This window comes from Vibrio sp. 779(2023) (assembly GCF_033344285.1).
In the GTDB taxonomy this organism is placed as follows: domain Bacteria; phylum Pseudomonadota; class Gammaproteobacteria; order Enterobacterales; family Vibrionaceae; genus Vibrio; species Vibrio alginolyticus.
The window spans coordinates 34,791-53,843 of the sequence record NZ_JAWPOM010000010.1; the positions used below are offsets into that span (position 1 = coordinate 34,791).

General features: G+C 44.5%; 19 protein-coding genes. 15 read left to right on the plus strand and 4 right to left on the minus strand.

The annotated features are described in order from the left end of the window. The 13 genes from R8O70_RS13985 to R8O70_RS14045 all read left to right on the plus strand — a co-directional run. Nucleotides 1-948: chemotaxis protein CheW (locus R8O70_RS13985; protein WP_318184218.1), on the plus strand; the 948-nt coding region annotated here is incomplete at its 5' end. A gap of 35 nt (nt 949-983) precedes the next feature. Next, a complete protein-coding gene (locus R8O70_RS13990; RefSeq protein WP_005380507.1) occupies nt 984-1,478 on the plus strand; it encodes a chemotaxis protein CheW in 495 nt (164 codons plus the stop codon). A 13-nt stretch (nt 1,479-1,491) separates the two neighbouring features. After that, nucleotides 1,492-1,986: a DUF2802 domain-containing protein gene (locus R8O70_RS13995; protein ID WP_031777229.1), complete on the plus strand. Its 495-nt coding sequence runs from the start codon at nt 1,492-1,494 to the stop codon at nt 1,984-1,986. Nucleotides 1,987-2,275: 289 nt separating this feature from the next. Continuing rightward, nucleotides 2,276-2,893: a cytochrome c biogenesis heme-transporting ATPase CcmA gene (gene ccmA / locus R8O70_RS14000; protein WP_005380511.1), complete on the plus strand. Its 618-nt coding sequence runs from the start codon at nt 2,276-2,278 to the stop codon at nt 2,891-2,893. Between the two features lies 1 nt (nt 2,894). Then, complete coding sequence (ccmB, locus tag R8O70_RS14005) at nt 2,895-3,563, plus strand: heme exporter protein CcmB (protein ID WP_005380512.1); 669 nt, start codon at nt 2,895-2,897, stop codon at nt 3,561-3,563. Nucleotides 3,564-3,672: 109 nt separating this feature from the next. After that, nucleotides 3,673-4,416 carry a heme ABC transporter permease gene (locus R8O70_RS14010; protein WP_005380513.1) on the plus strand — a complete coding sequence of 248 codons (744 nt, stop codon included), beginning with the start codon at nt 3,673-3,675 and terminating at the stop codon, nt 4,414-4,416. Between the two features lie 11 nt (nt 4,417-4,427). Then, nucleotides 4,428-4,634, plus strand: coding sequence for a heme exporter protein CcmD (ccmD, locus tag R8O70_RS14015; RefSeq protein ID WP_005380515.1), 207 nt, complete (start codon nt 4,428-4,430; stop codon nt 4,632-4,634). Then, nucleotides 4,631-5,116 carry a cytochrome c maturation protein CcmE gene (ccmE, locus tag R8O70_RS14020; RefSeq protein ID WP_005380516.1) on the plus strand — a complete coding sequence of 162 codons (486 nt, stop codon included), beginning with the start codon at nt 4,631-4,633 and terminating at the stop codon, nt 5,114-5,116. The genes ccmD and ccmE overlap by 4 nt, the downstream gene beginning before the upstream one ends. After that, nucleotides 5,113-7,089 carry a heme lyase CcmF/NrfE family subunit gene (locus R8O70_RS14025; protein ID WP_258623420.1) on the plus strand — a complete coding sequence of 659 codons (1,977 nt, stop codon included), beginning with the start codon at nt 5,113-5,115 and terminating at the stop codon, nt 7,087-7,089. The genes ccmE and R8O70_RS14025 overlap by 4 nt, the downstream gene beginning before the upstream one ends. A 1-nt stretch (nt 7,090) precedes the next feature. Continuing rightward, nucleotides 7,091-7,645, plus strand: a complete 555-nt coding sequence (locus tag R8O70_RS14030) for a DsbE family thiol:disulfide interchange protein (RefSeq protein WP_005380518.1) — start codon at nt 7,091-7,093, stop codon at nt 7,643-7,645. Then, entirely contained in the window at nt 7,642-8,127 is a 486-nt protein-coding gene (locus R8O70_RS14035) for a cytochrome c-type biogenesis protein (protein WP_256913646.1), read from the plus strand. The genes R8O70_RS14030 and R8O70_RS14035 overlap by 4 nt, the downstream gene beginning before the upstream one ends. Continuing rightward, nucleotides 8,127-9,341 carry a c-type cytochrome biogenesis protein CcmI gene (ccmI, locus tag R8O70_RS14040; protein ID WP_054575506.1) on the plus strand — a complete coding sequence of 405 codons (1,215 nt, stop codon included), beginning with the start codon at nt 8,127-8,129 and terminating at the stop codon, nt 9,339-9,341. The genes R8O70_RS14035 and ccmI overlap by 1 nt, the downstream gene beginning before the upstream one ends. A gap of 216 nt (nt 9,342-9,557) precedes the next feature. Then, nucleotides 9,558-10,331: a VacJ family lipoprotein gene (locus tag R8O70_RS14045; protein WP_005380523.1), complete on the plus strand. Its 774-nt coding sequence runs from the start codon at nt 9,558-9,560 to the stop codon at nt 10,329-10,331. A gap of 74 nt (nt 10,332-10,405) precedes the next feature. Here R8O70_RS14045 and R8O70_RS14050 read toward each other — a convergent pair whose 3' ends face one another. The 4 genes from R8O70_RS14050 to R8O70_RS14065 form a co-directional block, all read right to left on the minus strand. After that, a complete protein-coding gene (locus R8O70_RS14050; RefSeq protein ID WP_005380525.1) occupies nt 10,406-11,722 on the minus strand; it encodes an outer membrane protein transport protein in 1,317 nt (438 codons plus the stop codon). Nucleotides 11,723-12,031: 309 nt separating this feature from the next. Next, the gene (locus R8O70_RS14055) at nt 12,032-13,291 is read right to left on the minus strand and encodes an outer membrane protein transport protein (protein ID WP_053304159.1); all 1,260 of its coding nucleotides are present in this window, start codon (nt 13,289-13,291) and stop codon (nt 12,032-12,034) included. A gap of 297 nt (nt 13,292-13,588) precedes the next feature. Beyond that, entirely contained in the window at nt 13,589-14,320 is a 732-nt protein-coding gene (locus R8O70_RS14060) for a DUF3379 domain-containing protein (RefSeq protein ID WP_258623410.1), read from the minus strand. After that, complete coding sequence (locus R8O70_RS14065) at nt 14,313-14,888, minus strand: sigma-70 family RNA polymerase sigma factor (protein WP_005380528.1); 576 nt, start codon at nt 14,886-14,888, stop codon at nt 14,313-14,315. Before R8O70_RS14065 ends, R8O70_RS14060 begins: the two co-directional genes overlap by 8 nt. A gap of 720 nt (nt 14,889-15,608) precedes the next feature. On the opposite strand from R8O70_RS14065, the gene fadI reads away from it, so the two are divergent. Both fadI and fadJ read left to right on the plus strand, forming a co-directional pair. Next, a complete protein-coding gene (gene fadI / locus R8O70_RS14070) occupies nt 15,609-16,916 on the plus strand; it encodes an acetyl-CoA C-acyltransferase FadI (protein WP_005384447.1) in 1,308 nt (435 codons plus the stop codon). Further along, nucleotides 16,916-19,027, plus strand: coding sequence for a fatty acid oxidation complex subunit alpha FadJ (gene fadJ / locus R8O70_RS14075; RefSeq protein WP_064377298.1), 2,112 nt, complete (start codon nt 16,916-16,918; stop codon nt 19,025-19,027). The genes fadI and fadJ overlap by 1 nt, the downstream gene beginning before the upstream one ends. Nucleotides 19,028-19,053 lie beyond the last annotated feature (26 nt).

Consider the following 19,053-nt stretch of genomic DNA (forward strand, 5'->3'; position numbering starts at 1 on the left):
CCAGAGCCAGAGCCAGAGCCAGAGCCAGAGCCAGAGCCAGAGCCAGAGCCAGAGCCAGAGCCAGAGCCAGAGCCAGAGCCAGAATTACAGCTACAATACTCGGAGCCAGAAACGTACCAGTTTCAAGAAACATATCCGCCAGAGTTGGAAGCTCCAAACCTGGAAGATGTTCAAAGGCTATTAAGTCAGCTTGAAGCAAGCAACCCAGTGGCTGAGTTGGATATTGATAGTATTCTTGAACAAAATACGATTGATATTGCAGCAGAGATAAAAGCGGCTGAGCCTGAGGTACAAACCTTTAGTGAGGTGCCTGAGCTTCAGGGTGTTGAGGAAATACAGGACTGGGTGATTGATGAGCCAGTTTTTGAGGAAGCGCAACCAGAGGTGGATGAACCTCACGCAGTGATCGAACAAAGTATCAATCTAGAATCGAACGTCGATACTGAACTCGAAACACAAGCAGATTCCGATATACCAACGGTCTGGGAAAGCACGAAGCGAAGTGAGGACTTCCAAGTTCTTTACTTTGATGTGAATGGTGTCACGTTTGCTGTACCTCTTGATGAGTTAGGTGGTATTCATCGCATTAGCGAGCTTAACCATTTGATAGGAAAACCCGCCTGGTATTTGGGGCTACAAACAAATCGCGAGCAACAGTTTGATGTCGTCGATACCGCGAAATGGGTGATGGCAGATAAGCTTCGTGATGATAGCTATAAAGATAACTACCAATATGTCGTCATGCTTGGTGAGAGCATGTGGGGGTTGGCCAGTAACCAATTAATGGGGACTGAAACGCTTAATATCGACAAGGTTCGCTGGCGTGAGCAGGCGGGTAAACGCCCTTGGCTAGCGGGCATGGTAAAAGAAAAAATGTGTGCCTTAATTCATGTCCAGGCGCTCATTGACATGCTAAACGCCGGTTTAGATGTCAAATCACTGAATTAGATTTAAGTCGGGAACGACATTAACGAGGATTAACTATGTCTCAAGCTTTTGAAGTAGAAGTGAAGAAAGATGCATCGAATGACGAAGTTCTTCAGTGGGTGACGTTCCAGCTAGAAGAAGAAACGTACGGCATCAACGTAATGCAAGTTCGTGAAGTACTTCGTTATACTGAAATTGCCCCTGTTCCAGGTGCACCAGATTATGTACTTGGTATCATCAACCTACGCGGTAATGTAGTTACTGTTATCGATACACGTTCACGTTTTGGCCTGATGGAAGGCGAAGTCACCGACAACACTCGTATTATTGTGATCGAGTCAGAGCGTCAAGTGATTGGTATCTTAGTAGATAGCGTGGCAGAAGTCGTTTATCTGCGTTCTTCTGAAATTGATACGACGCCTTCAGTTGGTACCGACGAGAGTGCGAAGTTCATCCAGGGTGTGAGCAACCGTGACGGCAAGCTTCTTATCCTTGTGGATTTGAACAAGCTGCTAACAGATGACGAGTGGGACGAGATGGCTCACCTTTAATGGCTGAATGATGATGGCTGAAGAGACTCTTTTATCTGCTCCATTCCTTGCGGGTGGCGTCGCTTTTATCGTGTTAGTATTGGTTGTTTTGCAACTGCGGATTCGCTCGGGGTTACAAAAGCAGTTAGACCAACAACGAGCTCAATCTCGACACGCAGATAAAGAAGTGCAAAAGTTGAGTAAGCAGTTACTCGAAGTGCGCTCGGTTGTCGTTGGTCTTGGACAAAAAGTGACGGAGCAACAAGACATTATTCAGCACTTAAACGAGAGAATTCGCGAACTCGAACACGCTGATACTGATGGTCGCTTGTATAGTCGTGCTTCTAAAATGGTACAGCTTGGCGCTGATATCAACGAGCTGATTGAAGAGTGCGAACTACCAAAAGCCGAAGCTGAGTTGATGCTTTCACTGCAGAAGAAACTGGCGGGGAAAGAGAAGATTCCACCATTAAGTGGTCAGCCATCAGATGACGCAGAATATCCAACGCGTGGACGTCGTCGACGCTAAAGGTTATCAAGCGAAAAAAAGAGGCGTTATTACGCCTCTTTTTTTGTTTTTAGCCTCTAATGCTCTTCTTAAATACAACCCTAGACAACCTTCAGTCGATCTTGCTCTTAGCTCTGGCCTCTCAAATTCAAAATGAGCGCTTATAACTACTTATAGTTAATTTTATTAAAGTGTGATGATTAATTAACAAAAATACATGAACTTACATGTAACCTAGCCCTCTTATCCTGTTTTGTCATAACTAAGCTGTGCTAATATAGCGGCTCGTTCATTTTTTAGTTGAAGCTCTATGTTAGAAGTATCTAACCTGACAGCAATCCGTGATGAAAGGGTTCTGTTTGAAAACCTGCAGTTTGAAATTAAGCCTGGTGAATTGGTCCAGATCGAAGGGCGTAATGGTACTGGTAAAACTACATTGCTACGGATTGTGACAGGGTTAGGTGATAGAGAAGAAGGTGTCATTAAATGGAAAGGCGAAGAGGTTGAAAAATCTCGTGATGTTTTCCATCAAGATCTGCTTTTCTTAGGACATCAAACAGGAGTGAAACGAGAGCTTACCGCATTAGAAAACTTACGTTTTTATCAATCTATTCAAAATAATCGCTCTTCAGACGAAGAAATCTTTATCGCTTTGACTCAAGTAGGATTAGCTGGTCGAGAAGATGTGCCTGTAGCACAACTTTCCGCAGGTCAGCAACGACGAGTCGCATTGGCAAGGTTATGGCTCAGTAAGCAAATTTTATGGATTTTAGATGAGCCGTTGACTGCCATTGATAAGCAAGGCGTCAAGGTGCTTGAATCTTTGTTCGCAAGTCATGCTGATAATGGCGGTATTGTTGTGTTGACGACGCATCAAGATATGTTTGCGGACAGCCCGAAACTTAGAAAAATAAAGCTGGGTGACTGATATGATTTCCTCGATGACCACCATCATTCGTCGTGAGCTCCTAATCGCATTTCGCCGTCAGGCAGACATTCTGAACCCGCTGTGGTTCTTTATTATTGTCATTACTCTCTTTCCTCTGAGTATTGGACCAGAACCTAATTTGTTAGCACGTATTGCAGCGGGCATCGTTTGGGTTGCCGCATTGCTGTCCGCCTTATTATCATTAGAGCGTCTATTTCGTGATGATTTTCAAGACGGTGCACTAGAACAAATGATGCTAATGCCGATTCCATTGCAACTTGTCGTGGTTTCAAAGGTCATAGCACATTGGTTGTTAACAGGGTTACCTCTGATTTTAATTAGCCCATTATTGGCGGTTTTACTTTCGCTCGACTTCAATACTTGGCTATCGGTTGTATTAACCTTGATGATCGGTACACCAACACTAAGTTTTATTGGCGCCATTGGTGTGGCGTTGACTGTTGGGTTGCAAAAGGGTGGCGTTCTTTTGAGTTTGCTTATTCTTCCGCTCTACATCCCAATTTTGATTTTCGCAACATCGGCAATTGATGCTGCCGCACTCGGTATGGCGTATAACGGTCAACTAGCGATTTTAGGTGCGATGCTAATGGGGGCGATGACATTAACGCCTTTTGCCATTAGTGCCGCATTGCGAGTTAGTGTTAACTAACTCAATAAAGTGCCAATGAAGCGGCGCTTGATCAAAGAATTATTATTAAAGCACTGCTACGGTCTCAACCCTTTAGACAGTGTCCCTGAAGTAAGAGTGAGAACAAAACATGTGGAAATGGCTACATCCTTATGCCAAGCCAGAAGCAGCTTATCGTTTGAGTGGTAAGTTTCTGCCTTGGTTTTCTGTATTGGCCCTCGTATGCTTATCGGTTGGTACGGTTTGGGGGCTTGCATTTGCGCCTTCAGATTACCAACAAGGTGACAGTTTCCGAATTATCTACATTCATGTCCCATCAGCTATTTGGTCTATGGGCGTTTATATGTCGATGGCGATTGCTGCATTTATTGGCCTAGTATGGCAAGTTCGCCTATCTGATATGGCGGCACTTGCGATGGCTCCGATTGGTGCAGTATTTACTTTTATTGCTCTACTTACAGGTGCTGTTTGGGGCAAGCCTATGTGGGGCACTTGGTGGGTATGGGATGCCCGTCTTACATCTGAATTGATTCTTCTATTTCTCTACCTTGGTGTGATTGCGCTTTACCATGCGTTTGACGATCAAAAAACCGCCGCAAAAGCCGCTGGTATCTTAGCGATCGTAGGCGTAGTAAACCTACCTATCATTCACTTTTCCGTGGAATGGTGGAACACGCTTCATCAAGGTGCGACGATCACGAAATTTGAACAACCTTCTATTTCATCCGACATGCTTTGGCCGTTATTGCTGAACATCTTTGGCTTTGCGTTCTTCTTTGGTGCCGTGACGATGGTCCGTTTTCGTAACGAAATCATCAGTAAAGAAAGTCACCGCCCTTGGGTGCGCAAACTCGCAACAGAACAAACTCAGTGAGGTAACTGATTATGCATTTTGAATCTCTGAGCGACTTTTTTGCCATGGGTGGCTACGCATCATACGTATGGAGTGCGTTTGGTATTACTTTCTTATCCATGCTGATTCTTCTGATCACTAGCCTTCGCCGCGGTGATGCATTATTGAAAGAAGTGAAAGCAAAAATTGACCGTCAAGCTCGTATCGACGCAGCGAAGAACATGGAGAACACCTTATGAACCCGAGACGTAAAAAGAGGCTAGGTATTGTACTAGCGATCTTTATCGGTATTAGTGCCACCATTGGTTTGATACTTTATGCGCTTAATCAAAATATGGACCTTTTCTATACTCCAACGGAATTGGTTAATGGTAAGCCAGATGGCACCAAGCCAGAAGTAGGCCAGCGTCTGCGTATCGGTGGAATGGTGGTTGTGGGCTCAGTTCGTCGAGATCCTAATTCTTTGAAAGTGAGTTTTGACCTGCACGATGTCGGTCCGAAAGTGACGATTACCTATGACGGTATTCTTCCTGACTTGTTCCGTGAAGGGCAGGGTATTGTTGCTCAAGGTGTACTGAAAGATGCCACGACAGTTGAGGCATTTGAGGTCCTAGCGAAGCACGATGAAGAATACATGCCACCAGAAATTGCAGAAGCGATGAAAAAAACGCATGAACCGCTTCAATACAGCACCGAACAGAAACAAGGAAGCGGCCAATGATTGCTGAAATCGGTCACTTTGCTCTCATTCTTTCGCTTGCAATGGCAGTGCTGTTGAGCGTATTGCCATTGTGGGGAGCATCGAATAATAACACCATGCTCATGAACACAGCGCGACCGCTATCTTGGTCTATGTTCCTGATGCTGTTGTTCTCTTTCGCCATTTTATGTTGGGGATTTTATACCAACGACTTCACGTTACAGTATGTAGCGAGCAACTCGAATAGTCAGCTTCCTTGGTACTACCGTTTAACCGCAGTATGGGGTGCGCACGAAGGTTCACTGTTGCTATGGGTGTTAATCCAAGCTGCTTGGACTGTCGCTGTAGCGACGTTTAGTCGTGGTATGCCGCAAGAGTCGGTTGCACGTGTACTTGCTGTTATGGGCATGATCTCAGTGGGTTTCCTACTGTTTATCATCCTAACGTCGAACCCATTCCTACGTACGTTACCGTTCTTCCCGGTTGACGGACGTGACTTGAACCCTCTGCTTCAAGACCCTGGTTTGATTGTTCACCCGCCAATGCTTTACATGGGCTATGTTGGTTTCTCGGTTGCATTCTCTTTTGCGATCGCATCCCTAATGACCGGACGCCTTGATACGGCTTGGGCTCGTTGGTCTCGTCCTTGGACAACCGCTGCATGGGTATTTTTAACACTTGGTATCGCACTGGGTTCTTGGTGGGCTTACTACGAACTTGGCTGGGGTGGCTGGTGGTTCTGGGACCCAGTAGAAAACGCATCATTCATGCCTTGGTTAGCGGGTACCGCATTAATGCACTCTCTTGCCGTGACAGAAAAACGCGGCACATTTAAAGCGTGGACGGTACTATTGGCAATCTCTGCATTTTCGTTGAGTTTGTTGGGCACCTTCTTAGTCCGTTCCGGTATTTTAGTATCGGTGCACGCGTTCGCGTCTGACCCGTCGCGCGGTATGTTTATTCTAGGCTTCCTCGTTTTCGTTATCGGTGGCTCTTTATTGCTGTTTGCCGTAAAAGGGGCAGCAGTGCGTGTACGAGGTAACTTCGACTTAGTCTCACGTGAAAATGCGCTCTTAGCCAACAACGTATTACTTATCGCCGCTCTTGTTGTGGTGTTAGTGGGGACACTGTTGCCGCTCGTACACAAGCAGCTTGGTTTGGGGTCGGTCTCTATCGGTGCGCCATTCTTTGACATGCTATTTGCGTGGTTAATGATGCCATTTGCTTTTCTGCTTGGTATTGGTCCTCTTATTCGCTGGAAGCGAGACAGTTTATCTAAACTTGTGAAACCAATGCTCGTTTCAGGTGTGCTTGCTTTCGCTTTGGCCGCGCTATGCGTGTACCTGTTTGCCGATTTCTTCTCAACCATGGCTTACATTGGTTGGGTGATGGCGATTTGGATTATTGCGATGCATGGCTTTGAATTGTACGAGCGAGCAACGCACCGTCATAGCTTTAGTGAAGGTGTTCGCAAGCTGCAACGTAGCCACTGGGCAATGATGTTGAGTCATGTTGGTCTGGCGGTATCTGTTATCGGTATTGCGATGGTACAGAACTACAGCATCGAGCGAGATGTACGTTTAGCACCTGGCGAACACTTCCAAATTCAAGGTTATGATTTCTACTTCTCAGGCTTGCGTGATAAAGATGGTCCAAACTACGATGGCTACATCGCAGACTTTGAGATCACACACAATGGCAAATACGTGAATACGCTTCACGCAGAGAAGCGCTTCTACCGTACGGCTAAGTCTATGATGACTGAAGCAGCCATTGACCGTGGTATTAGCCGCGACCTATACATTGCAATGGGTGAACGTTTAGACGACAACCGATCTTGGGCTGTTCGTATTTACTATAAACCGTTCGTTCGTTGGATTTGGGCTGGCTCTTTGATTATGGCATTAGGCGGCGCACTAGCGATTTCTGATAAACGCTACCGCTTCCGTAAATCGCCGAAGAAAAACGCGAAGTCAAAAGAGCAGGAGGCATAACATGAATAAGAAAATCTTATTTATTCCGCTTGTCGCTTTCATGATTCTAGCGGGCATTTTCGCAACCCAATTAATGCGTAACCAAGAGGGCGATGATCCAACTAAATTGGAGTCGGTTTTGGTTGGTAAGCCAGTTCCTGAATTTCATTTAGAAGATCTGGCTGAGCCTGGAAAACAGTACGACCAATCAATTTTTAAAGGTGAACCGTTGCTCTTGAACGTTTGGGCAACGTGGTGCCCAACGTGTTATGCAGAGCATAAATACCTAAACGAATTGGCGGGTAAGGGCGTTAAGATCATCGGTATGAATTACAAAGATGATCGTAATAAAGCAATAGGTTGGCTGAATGATCTCGGCAACCCGTACTTGATCAGCCTATTTGATGGCAGTGGTATGCTTGGCCTTGACCTTGGTGTTTATGGTGCTCCAGAAACATTCATTATTGATGCAAATGGTGTGATTCGCTATCGCCATGTAGGGGATGTAAACCCACGTAATTGGTCAGAAACACTGGAGCCGCTTTACAACAAATTGGTTGAGGAGGCGAAGCAATGAGAAAGCTAATTCTTGCCGTTTTTGCTGCGATGACATTATCTCTTGCTGCTCATGCGGCCATTGAAGTGTACGAGTTTGATAATTTGGAACAAGAACAGCAGTTCAAAGAGTTAAGCCATACGCTCCGTTGCCCTAAATGTCAGAACAACACGATCTCGGATTCTAACGCTGAACTTGCTCAGGACTTACGCCATAAGGTGTACGAAATGACCAAAGAAGGTAAGTCCAAAGATGAGATTGTTGATTACATGATCGCCCGTTACGGTAACTTCGTGACTTACAACCCACCATTTACGGTCGCGACTGCGATTTTGTGGCTAGGGCCACTCGCTGTAGTACTGGGTGGTTTTGGTTTGATTGTACTGCGTAGCCGTAAATCTAAAGTTAAGGCAAAAGCGAGCAATGACGAGCAATGGGATGAGCAAAAAGAAGCTCGTTTAAAAGCATTGCTTGAAGAAGAGAACAACGGAGATAAGAAGTAATGACACTATTTTGGATTTCCACCGTTGTTCTCACGCTTATTGCTTGTGCGCTGGTGGCTTTGCCGCTGCTTAAACAAAAAGCGAACAATGATGATGTGTTACGCGATGAGCTTAACAAGGCATTTTATAAAGACCGACTATCTGAGCTTGCAGAAGAAACTGACGAAGGTCTAGTTGAAAGTGAAGACGAACTGATTTCTGATCTAAAGCAATCACTGCTTGACGATATCCCTGGTGATAAAGCGCAAAAAGAAACTAAGGTTTCTCCAATCGCGGTTTTAGTTCCATCGGTAATTCTGACGGTGGTGCTGAGCTATGGTTTGTATTATAAATTTGGCGCGTCAGACGATATTGTTCAATGGCAAGAAGTGTCTGCAAATCTACCTGAGTTATCGAAAAAGCTGATGTCGGCTTCTTCTGAGCCGCTGAGTGACGATGAAATGGCGGATTTGACCCTTGCCCTTCGAACTCGCTTACATTACCAGCCGGAAGACTCGACAGGTTGGTTACTGCTAGGTCGTATTGCGTTAGCAAATCGTGATGTCACCACAGCTATCGATGCGATGGAAAAATCGTACCGCCTAGAGCCCAAAGACCCAGATGTGATGTTGGGTTATGCACAAGCTCTGATGCTGTCTCAAGAGGAAATGGATCAAGCGACGGCTCGCTCATTACTCGGCAAGCTGATGCAGCAAGACTATGTCGATCTGCGTGTGTTTTCTTTGTTAGCGTTCGATGCGTTTGAGCGTCAAGACTTCCCGGCAGCCATCAAGTACTGGGGAATCATGCAGCAAATGATTGGTCCAGAAGATAGTCGCTACGAGATGTTGTCACGCAGTATTGAGAGTGCTCGTAAGCAAATGGGCGAAGCGGTTTCACCGGATAAGAGTGTAGCTGTGACAATTAATGTGGCACCAAATGCTCAGTTGGATCCAAACGCAGTTCTGATTGTGTCAGTACATCGTTCAGATGGCTCCCCAATGCCTGTGGCTGCTGCTCGTTATCCGCTAGGTACTTTCCCTCGCACAGTCGTATTAGATGATGGCAATGCCATGATGCAAGGGCAAAAGTTATCTACACTCGATAAGCTCATCGTCCGTGTGCGTGTAGATTCTGACGGTAACGTAGCAACGCGTGATCAAGATTGGCACGGAGAAAGTGACGTCGTTGAATTTGGCGCACCAGTAGAAGTGACCATTGATCAGCAGTATTAATTGTTAACATCTGTCTCTGAAACATGACAACGAGGTAGAGTCAGTTGCCTTTAGTGGTATGACTCTAAACGATCGAGTAGAATACCGAAGGCCAGCGATTGCTGGCCTTTATTTATTCCCATATCTGAGTCATCTTTACTATGTATCCTGCTCAACATACGTACAATGGTTAATCGGGGTGACTTAGGTACATTAATAGTCGTTATGGAAAATAAAATGTATAACAAGGGTAAATCTACCTTCTTGTTGCTGTTAGCCGTTGGACTGGTTGGCTGTTCAAGTGCGCCTGATGAAGCAGTAACAGGACAAGAAACAAATCAAACGACTTCTGATGTGTATGACCCGTTGGAAGGCTTTAACCGAACCATGTGGGAACTCAACTACGAATATTTAGATCCGTATTTGGTTCGTCCTGTATCACTTGCGTATGTAGAATACACGCCAGTTCCTATTCGTTCTGGTATCGCTAACTTCTTATCGAACTTAGATGAGCCAGCAAGCATGGTTAATAACTTAATCATGGGTAATGGTACGAAAGCTGTGGACCACTTTAACCGTTTTTGGATTAACTCGACGTTCGGTATTTTCGGTTTATTCGATATTGCAAGTGCCGCGGGTATTACGAAGTACGACGAGAAAGCGTTCAGTGATGCAGTAGGCCACTATGGTGTTGGAAATGGTCCTTACTTCATGGTTCCAGGTTATGGTCCGTATACCTTACGTGAAGTGACAGATACCGTAGATAGTACGTATTTACCCCTCTCTTATCTCAACTTCTGGGCGAGTTTGGGTAAGTGGGCGTTTGAAGGAATGGAGAAGCGTGCTTTATTAGTACCGCAAGAAGCGCAGCTAGACTCGTCGCCGGATCCATATATTCTAACTCGCGATGTTTATATACAGCGTCAAAACTTTAAAGCAGAAGTTGAAACGGTAGAAGAAGTTAACATCGAAGAAGAAGAGTATTTAGATGAATATCTAGAAGACTTTTAAGCGTTGTTCTTCATAATCGAGAAATGAAAAAAGGCTTAGCTGATACTAAGCCTTTTTTGTATTTTGCAGCTTGGTTAGAAACGGTAGTTTGCTTGAACACCGATTAGCCAAACATTACCCGTAGTTTCGCCTACGAATTGGCCGCCGACTTGTTCTGCAGTGTCGTCTGACTTGTAACCACGAGACTCAACGATTGGTGCGTCTTTCGCAAAAATATAGGTGAAGCCAGCGTCTAGGCTGAAGTCTTTCGTCCAATCGTACGTTGCGCCAATACTTAGCCAAGTGCGGTCAGTTTCTGGAATAGTAATCGTGCGGTTTTTGTCGCTTACCGCTGAAGTATCGTATGCAATACCAGTGCGTAGCGCTAGCTTAGGATCAAGCTGGTAAGTAGCACCAACAGCAAAGCGATAGTTGTCTTCCCAGTTTTCTACTTTAACCATATGCGTGCCAGCAGTATTTAGACGTGCTTCCAATTTCTCGAAAGAGCTCCAATCCGTCCAGTTAACGCTTGCGTGTAACGCAAGTTGGTCTGTTACTTGGTGGAAGCTTGCCAATTCAGCCGTTGCAGGCAGGTTTAGATACATGTAGCCGTTGTCGCGTTCAGAAGTACCGAAGCCAAAACCAAGACCTTCAGCATGGCCTTCAAGCTTCAGTTCAACTTCAGATTTGTACGCGAATCCGATACGGTTATTTTCATTGATCTGCCATGCTGTACCAACTTGCCAGCCCCAAGCGGTATCGTCACCTTCCATGTATTTTAGAGCGGTACCTTGAGGAACACTGATTGGTTGATTAGTTTCAGGGTTTAACCCTACAACGTTATTCTTAGGAGCTGCTGCGCCAAAGCTGCCTTCGCCGATGATGTAACGGATACCACCACCAACGCTGATCGATTCATTGACTTTGTAAGCTGCGTTTAAGTTCGCTTCCATTGTCGTTACGCTTGCTTCGTTACCGAAGTGCGATGCACCAAAGCCTTTACCTAAATCGGTTTCCATGCCGTAGTTGGTGCCAAATGCCAAACCAATCGCGAATTTCTCATTATATTGGTGTGATAGGTAGAAGTTTGGAATGATTGCATCATGTGCGAAATCATCTGAAGATGCAGAAGAAGTGCTACCGTGGAAGTTTACATCACCTTCAATATCAATATTTGGGTTCACATAGATTGCACCAACGGACACTTGAGTGCCTTCCAAATAAGTTAGCATTGCTGGGTTACGCCATTGTGCACTTGCGTTGTCAGCCATTGCTGCTTCACCAGCATATGCTCGACCTAGGCCTGTTGCAGAATATTCAGCAAGTTGGAAACCTGCTGCGTTAGCCATGCCCGTTGTGCCAAGTAGGCTTAATGCCACTGCTGTTGATAGAAGAGTCTTGTTGGTTTTCATTCGAATGTTCGCTGATTTGTTTATAACGTGGGACGAAAGTTTAAAGGTAGAGTTTTTACTTTAGAAATGAAAATCCAGCACAAGTAGTCATTTGGAATATTATGCTCTCAAGTGTTGATTGGGTGGTTAAATTATCTAACTGTGAAAGGCTTGTAAACGGAATTCAGCGAACAGCTGTGCGTCCTAATTGTGAGATTTAGATACACGTGTTCACTCAAATTGAGTGGGCAATAAATCGCAGATATTAAAAAAGGCTGGAAATCCAGCCTTTTATATAAAGTATTTTTCTACTAACTAACAGCGAAGCGTTTAGAAGCTACGGCTGTATTGTAAGCCGAATAGAATTGCATCAGCATGAGTTGTTGCTGTTACACCGGTAGAAAGAACAGGAGATAATTGAGTATTCTCATTAACTTTTACATCTTCACCTAACAAGTACGTGAAGCCAAAATCGATGTTTGAGCTATTATCAATATGGTAAGAGAAACCTGTGGAGAACCACTGGCGATCAGAGTCTGGTACCGAGATAGACGTTACTTTATCTTGAGCGCTTGTGTCGTACATGTAACCAGCACGAAGTGTCCAGTTGTTGTTTAGGTAGTAAGTACCACCAATTGCGTAGTGCCAGCCATCTTGCCATTGATAGTCTTTCGAGTAACCACCTTTAAGTAAACCCTGATTTAGGTTCTCAAAATCAATTTGGTCGAAATCTTTCCAACCGATGTATTGGATGCTGTAGTGTACAGCAAACTTAGTGTCTTGGATTTTGTGGAAACCAGAAAACTCGGCCATATCTGGTAGAGGTAGCGTGATTTCCTGACCTTTGTCGTCTTTCGCCGTAAATTCAGGGCTGTAACGATACGCTAGACCAAAACGGTTGTTTTCATCTAGTTCGTACACAGTACCAACGTTGAAACCAACAGCCCAACCATCAGCTTTATCTACGTCCAGAATTTTTTGACCGCCAACCCCTGGGACTGAAGAGCTAGTTGTACGCTTCATTGTGCCTTGGCCGTAGATTAAATCTAAACCAGCACCAAAGCTCCATTGTTCGTTTAAACGGTAAGAACCCGCCAATCCAAAGTTGAAGCTTTTTACATCCGTAAGACCACCGTACTCGGTTGCGGTGTAGTTATCTGAAAATTCAGTTTTAGTGCCGAAATTAGAGTATGCGTTTACGCCCCATGCAAACTTGTCATTTACTGGAACGATTAGGTGAATGTTTGGAGCTATTGACGTATCACCCACATCATCAGTGTCAGCAACATTTACAGTACTGGAGCCCAAAGGAGTATTAACGTTATATTTCGCATCTTTCACTTCAATCATTGAAGTAATGCTTTCGAAACCTAGCGACAGTTCCATTTTATCAAACAGAGCCATTGCTGCTGGGTTACGAGCCATTACTGCTGCATTATCTGCGATTACTGCATCACCAGCAAATGCACGGCCGATGCCAGTTGCTGATTGAGCGTTGATTTGGAAACCCGCTGCCATCGATTGACCTGAGGCAAAAGCTACCGTTACTGCTAGGAGAGTCTTTTTAAACAGACGCGTGTTCTGAGTCATTTGTTTTTCCTTATTAGATTCGTCTCTTTGGACGATAAATTGAGCTTTTGCTCAGTGGCGCAGATAGTAGTATCAATAGTTGCTTGGACAAATCCGACCATTGGATAAAATTGAATAAAAATTGCAGAAATGATGTCTAAAAGACGGGAAATTGCACTTAAAATGCATAATTTAGAGTTTAAGCTCTAAATGCGATAGGGGTGGTGAATGTTTTGTGTTCTATTTATACAAAAATGCCGCTAAATAAGATCATTTAGCGGCATTTAACCTTTTGAAGGCTGGAAATCGTCGAAGTTGTTACATTGGCTTAATCATTGATGCAAGAGTCGTAGCGATCGCATCAATATTTTCACCTTCTTCCCCGACTAAAATCAGGCTTGAACTCCCGACGGGCTGAACGATTCCGGTCATGCCATCCTTACTAAAGTCGGTACTTTGTTCGCTTGGAATACCAGTAATAAATAACGTTACTTTACCTTTTGGACCTTGGAACACCATATGCACCGCATTGGATTCGCCAAAACCGCAGTGGTTTAGGTAGTAAACGTGATATGGAAAGTTTTCACTAAACTGGTAATGAAATGGCGACATTTTCGCATTAATTTGCGAGCTCGGTACATCCTCATCAAGATGACGAACAAACGGTTCTTCATGAATAACGTGTTTCATCGCGGTATCCGCTAAACTGGCTTGTGCTGGAGACACCAAAACATTTCCCCAGTTTACTTGACCAACGAATAATCCTGCGGTGAACGCAATAGAAGCGGCAAGTGCCATTGCTTTGCGGACAAAGTTTGGTCTGACGACCTTCTCTTCATCAAGTACACTCGACGTCTGGCTAAATAAAATCTTATCTGCGAGATCTTCGGGTACATCCACATTCATGGCTTGTTTAATTTTTACATCGAGATCCAAAACGTCATCAACAAACTTATTGTTGGCGTCGCTACCAGCTAAAGCTTGCAGAATCTCTTCATCCTTTTGTTTTGGATCCGACAAAATACGACGACGAAATTCTAAATCATCCATTCTTTTGTCCTCTCTTGGTATCTTGAGAATCCAACATCTCTTTAAGTTGATTACGAGCGCGAAATAGTCGAGTCATCACTGTGTTTTTATTTAAATCAAGAATGTCGCCAATTTCTTCTCCACTGAAACCACCGACAACTTGGAGAAATAAAGGCTCACGGTATTCAACATCGAGCTTCATGATCTGTGCCTGCAGCCATTCTTGCTGATGATGTGAGTCATCGCTGACTTTAGCATCATTGCCGTAATCATCGATATCAACTAAATCAAATTGTTTACGTTCGAAGCGGCGCGCATTTTCTCGTCTCAATATTGTGATGAGCCAAGACTTGGCAGCTTTTTCGTCCTGGAGGCTATCGAGTGACTTCCAAGCTCTAAGACAGGTTTCCTGAACTAGATCTTCCGCGACCGCTTTATCTTTGCACAACCAATATGCGTAGCGGTACAAGTCACGATGATACCCTCGGACGAGCGCTTCGTATTTTCTTTGCTTGTCCATATCAGAGTTGACCGGACTGTTGGAATTTTTCTTTCCAAACATTTTTAATATGGCCACAGGAGCCTCCATCCTCGCTCTGTGAGTTTCTTATTTGTTCTGAGCATGACTTTATTTGCTTCATCGCTTAGCGGTTTTGGTTGCAGGATTTGTCATGCAACCCCTTTGACACAATAAGCCATGTGGTTACCTAAAAGTGTATACGCAAATGTCAGATATCATCGAACACGAATTGATATATATTGTTAACAATATCATCATTAGTAATCAATGGCTTGGATAAGTTCACTCGATGGAGCATTAAAAGGGACTTCTGATGGTGGATTCTTGAATTGTTTTGAATCAATAATCGCTTTAGGTGAGCTTAAAACTCGTAAAATCACTATAAAATTGATCTATTTCAAAATATCAAGCAGTGAAGGGGTTATAGTACACCTTGTCATCTCGTTAGTCATTGCGACTAACATGTTGAGCAAGATGACACTTCCTTTTGAAGGCTGACTTTACTTTCTCCTAATCAGGAAACTGATTACTTTTCAATTGGCGTAAGTTAATTGTTTTATAGATATTCCGACCACACAGTTATGTGTGGTTTTTTTTTGCTTCGATTTTACTTTCCGTATACCTCTTACCGTTTTAACTCTCTATAGTTAACCATTAGTAATCGCATAAGAATCAAAGAAGTAGAGTAATTGAACTACTTGCTTCACGTTTATTTAAACGCACGTTTGATAAATTTAACAAATTCATTACAATGCATCAGGTCAGACCTCTTGTATTTAAGGAGAAACAATGGGCAAGCAGGAAGTAAAAACACGCAATGGTGAGCGTGTCGCTATTGTCGCGGGGCTTCGAACTCCCTTTGCTCGTCAAAGCACGGAATTTAGCCAAGTGCCAGCGGTCGATTTAGGGAAAATGGTAGTAAGCGAAATGCTTGCTCGAACAGATATTGATCCGAAGCTAATCGAACAAGTGGTATTTGGACAAGTAGTACAAATGCCTGAAGCGCCAAACATCGCACGAGAAATCGTGTTAGGCACTGGTATGAACATCCATACTGATGCATACAGTGTGACTCGAGCGTGTGCGACGAGTTTTCAAGCGGCGGTTAATGTCGCAGAAAGCATCATGGCGGGAACCATCGATATTGGTATTGCTGGCGGTGCAGACTCTTCTTCCGTCCTGCCTATTGGCGTATCAAAGAAACTGGCCGCTAATCTGCTTGCTCTTAGTAAGACAAAAACAATGGGTCAGAAGCTTAGTATCCTCAAAAACTTGAGCTTTAAAGACCTGATGCCAGTGCCACCAGCAGTAGCAGAGTACTCTACGGGTTTATCCATGGGACAAACTGCAGAGCAAATGGCTAAAACACATGGTATTTCTCGCGCAGAACAGGATGCGCTTGCACATCGTTCTCATACGCTGGCTTCTCAAGCTTGGAAAGAAGGAAAAATCCAAGATGAAGTGATGACGGCTTTCCCTGAACCATACAAAAAGTGGATTTCGGAAGATAACAATATTCGTCATGACTCAACGGTTGAGGGATACGCGAAATTGCGACCTGCGTTTGATCGTCAGTATGGCAGTGTTACGGCAGCGAACAGTACGCCATTGACTGATGGTGGTGCGGCAGTGATGTTGATGCGAGAAGGTAAAGCGAAAGAGCTCGGAATGGAGATCCTTGGTTACATCCGAGGTTATGCATTCTCTGCTATCGGCGTGGAAAAGGACATGCTGATGGGTCCGACTTATGCCACAGCGAAAGTGCTTGAAAATACAGGCTTGGAACTGTCAGATTTGACGTTGATCGACATGCACGAGGCCTTTGCTGCTCAAGCATTGGCGAATGTGAAGATGTTTGCTTCCGATAAGTTTGCTCAAGAAAACCTTGGTCGCTCAAAAGCGATTGGTGAAATTGACATGGATAAGTTCAACGTGCTTGGCGGATCAATTGCTTATGGTCACCCATTTGCTGCGACTGGTGCGCGTATGATGACGCAAACCCTACGAGAGCTAAAACGCCGTGGCGGTGGTATTGCATTGAATACCGCATGTGCTGCTGGTGGTCTTGGTGCGGCAATGATTCTGGAGGTTGAGTAATGAGCGAGCAAAAAGCATTTAGTCTAAAGGTTGATGAGCAAAATATTGCTTGGTTAGCCATCGATGTTCCTAATGAAAAAATGAATACGCTGCAGGCGGCTTTTGCTGACGAAATGAAAGAAATTTTTGCTCAGCTAAAAGACTCCAGTGGTATTAAAGGGATGATCATCCACTCCCTAAAACCGGACAATTTTGTTGCGGGCGCAGATGTTAGAATGCTAGAAGCATGCACCACAGCAAGTGAAGCGGAAGCCTTAGCAAGGCAGGGTCAGGAGTTGTTCCAGCAGCTATCGGACTTACCGTATCCTGTCGTTGTGGCCATTCATGGCCCATGTTTGGGCGGTGGTTTAGAACTGGCTCTTGCATGTGATTATCGTGTTTGTACGGATTCTGACAAAACGCGTTTAGGTCTGCCAGAAGTACAACTTGGTTTATTGCCAGGTTCTGGTGGTACTCAGCGTCTGCCACGTTTGATTGGCCTGTTACCATCGTTGGACTTGATCCTGACGGGTAAACAACTTCGTGCGAAGAAAGCTAAAAAACTGGGCGTTGTGGACGCCTGTGTGCCTGACACCATTTTGCTCGACGTAGCAAAACAGTTTATCGACAAAGGTAAAAACAAGGGTACGAAAAAGCTATCGACGAAAGAAAAGGTGATGTCTGGTAGCGGGCTAGGGCGCAAGTTTGTATTTGAGCAAGCTGCGAAGAAAACGAATCAAAAAACTCGCGGTAACTATCCAGCAACGGTTGCAATTCTAGAAGTTATTCAACATGGCTTAGAGAAAGGCTTCGCTAAAGGCCAAGAACTTGAAGCGAAGCGCTTTGGTGAGCTTGTGATGAGCTCAGAGTCAAAAGCGCTCCGTTCGATCTTCTTTGCCACAACAGAAATGAAGAAAGAAAATGGCACGGATGCGAAACCAGCACCAGTTCATAAAGTTGGTGTGCTTGGTGGTGGTCTGATGGGCGCCGGAATCAGCCATGTGTCTGTTGCAAAAGCAAAAGTACCTGTTCGCATCAAAGATGTTAGCAACGATGGCGTTTTAAATGCGCTCAACTACAACTACAAGTTATTTGAGAAACAGCGCAAACGTCGCATTCTATCCAAGGCCGATCTGCAAGCGAAAATGCTGCAACTGTCTGGTGGTGTCGATTTCACCAGTTTTAATCATATTGATGTCGTAATTGAAGCCGTTTTTGAAGACTTAGATCTTAAGCAAAAAATGGTGGCGGACATTGAAGCGAACGCTAAGTCAGAAACTATCTTTGCGACCAATACTTCTTCGTTGCCTATCCACAAAATTGCAGAAAAAGCAGAGCGTCCAGAAAACGTAGTGGGTTTGCATTACTTCAGCCCAGTAGAAAAAATGCCTTTGGTGGAAGTGATTCCGCATGAAACGACGTCAGATGAAACCGTTTCAACAGTTGTTGCACTTGCTAAGAAGCAAGGTAAAACCCCGATCGTAGTGAAAGACAAAGCGGGCTTTTACGTGAACCGCATTCTTGCGCCATACATGAACGAAGCGGCGCATATTCTGCTGGCTAACGAACCGATCGAAAAAATTGATACGGCGTTGCTTGACTTTGGTTTCCCTGTCGGCCCGATTACCTTACTGGATGAAGTCGGTGTCGACATTGGCGCGAAAATTATGCCGATTCTGGTTAATGAGTTAGGTGACCGATTCAAAGGCCCGGATGTGTTTGATATCTTGTTAAATGATGGACGTAAAGGACGCAAGAGTGGTAAGGGTTTTTACACTTACAAGGGCAAGAAGAAAGATGTCGACAAATCAGTTTACAAACTGCTTAAGCTCGACCCTGAATCTAAGCTAAGCGATAACGATATTGCGTTGCGCTGTGTGTTGCCAATGTTGAATGAAGCGGTACGTTGTTTGGATGATGGCATCATTCGCTCGCCACGTGACGGTGATATTGGCGCGATATTTGGTATTGGTTTCCCACCGTTCTTGGGTGGTCCGTTCCGTTACATGGACCAATTTGGCATTAAAGAGCTCGTAGAGAAAATGAATGAGTTTGCATCGAAGTATGGCGATCGTTACGCGCCATGTGATGGTTTGCTTACTCGAGCTGGTGAAGGGACAACGTTCTATTAAACGTTGCTTCGGTAGAGAAAAAGGCT

What these genes read in the sequence shown, in the direction of transcription:
- R8O70_RS13990 (WP_005380507.1), top strand. Translation starts at nt 984, where the DNA reads ATGTCTCAAGCTTTTGAAGTAGAAGTGAAGAAAGATGCATCGAATGAC.
- R8O70_RS13995 (WP_031777229.1), top strand. Translation starts at nt 1,492, where the DNA reads ATGGCTGAAGAGACTCTTTTATCTGCTCCATTCCTTGCGGGTGGCGTC.
- ccmA (WP_005380511.1), top strand. Translation starts at nt 2,276, where the DNA reads ATGTTAGAAGTATCTAACCTGACAGCAATCCGTGATGAAAGGGTTCTG.
- ccmB (WP_005380512.1), top strand. Translation starts at nt 2,895, where the DNA reads ATGATTTCCTCGATGACCACCATCATTCGTCGTGAGCTCCTAATCGCA.
- R8O70_RS14010 (WP_005380513.1), top strand. Translation starts at nt 3,673, where the DNA reads ATGTGGAAATGGCTACATCCTTATGCCAAGCCAGAAGCAGCTTATCGT.
- ccmD (WP_005380515.1), top strand. Translation starts at nt 4,428, where the DNA reads ATGCATTTTGAATCTCTGAGCGACTTTTTTGCCATGGGTGGCTACGCA.
- ccmE (WP_005380516.1), top strand. Translation starts at nt 4,631, where the DNA reads ATGAACCCGAGACGTAAAAAGAGGCTAGGTATTGTACTAGCGATCTTT.
- R8O70_RS14025 (WP_258623420.1), top strand. Translation starts at nt 5,113, where the DNA reads ATGATTGCTGAAATCGGTCACTTTGCTCTCATTCTTTCGCTTGCAATG.
- R8O70_RS14030 (WP_005380518.1), top strand. Translation starts at nt 7,091, where the DNA reads ATGAATAAGAAAATCTTATTTATTCCGCTTGTCGCTTTCATGATTCTA.
- R8O70_RS14035 (WP_256913646.1), top strand. Translation starts at nt 7,642, where the DNA reads ATGAGAAAGCTAATTCTTGCCGTTTTTGCTGCGATGACATTATCTCTT.
- ccmI (WP_054575506.1), top strand. Translation starts at nt 8,127, where the DNA reads ATGACACTATTTTGGATTTCCACCGTTGTTCTCACGCTTATTGCTTGT.
- R8O70_RS14045 (WP_005380523.1), top strand. Translation starts at nt 9,558, where the DNA reads ATGTATAACAAGGGTAAATCTACCTTCTTGTTGCTGTTAGCCGTTGGA.
- R8O70_RS14050 (WP_005380525.1), bottom strand. Translation starts at nt 11,722, where the DNA reads ATGAAAACCAACAAGACTCTTCTATCAACAGCAGTGGCATTAAGCCTA.
- R8O70_RS14055 (WP_053304159.1), bottom strand. Translation starts at nt 13,291, where the DNA reads ATGACTCAGAACACGCGTCTGTTTAAAAAGACTCTCCTAGCAGTAACG.
- R8O70_RS14060 (WP_258623410.1), bottom strand. Translation starts at nt 14,320, where the DNA reads ATGGATGATTTAGAATTTCGTCGTCGTATTTTGTCGGATCCAAAACAA.
- R8O70_RS14065 (WP_005380528.1), bottom strand. Translation starts at nt 14,888, where the DNA reads ATGGAGGCTCCTGTGGCCATATTAAAAATGTTTGGAAAGAAAAATTCC.
- fadI (WP_005384447.1), top strand. Translation starts at nt 15,609, where the DNA reads ATGGGCAAGCAGGAAGTAAAAACACGCAATGGTGAGCGTGTCGCTATT.
- fadJ (WP_064377298.1), top strand. Translation starts at nt 16,916, where the DNA reads ATGAGCGAGCAAAAAGCATTTAGTCTAAAGGTTGATGAGCAAAATATT.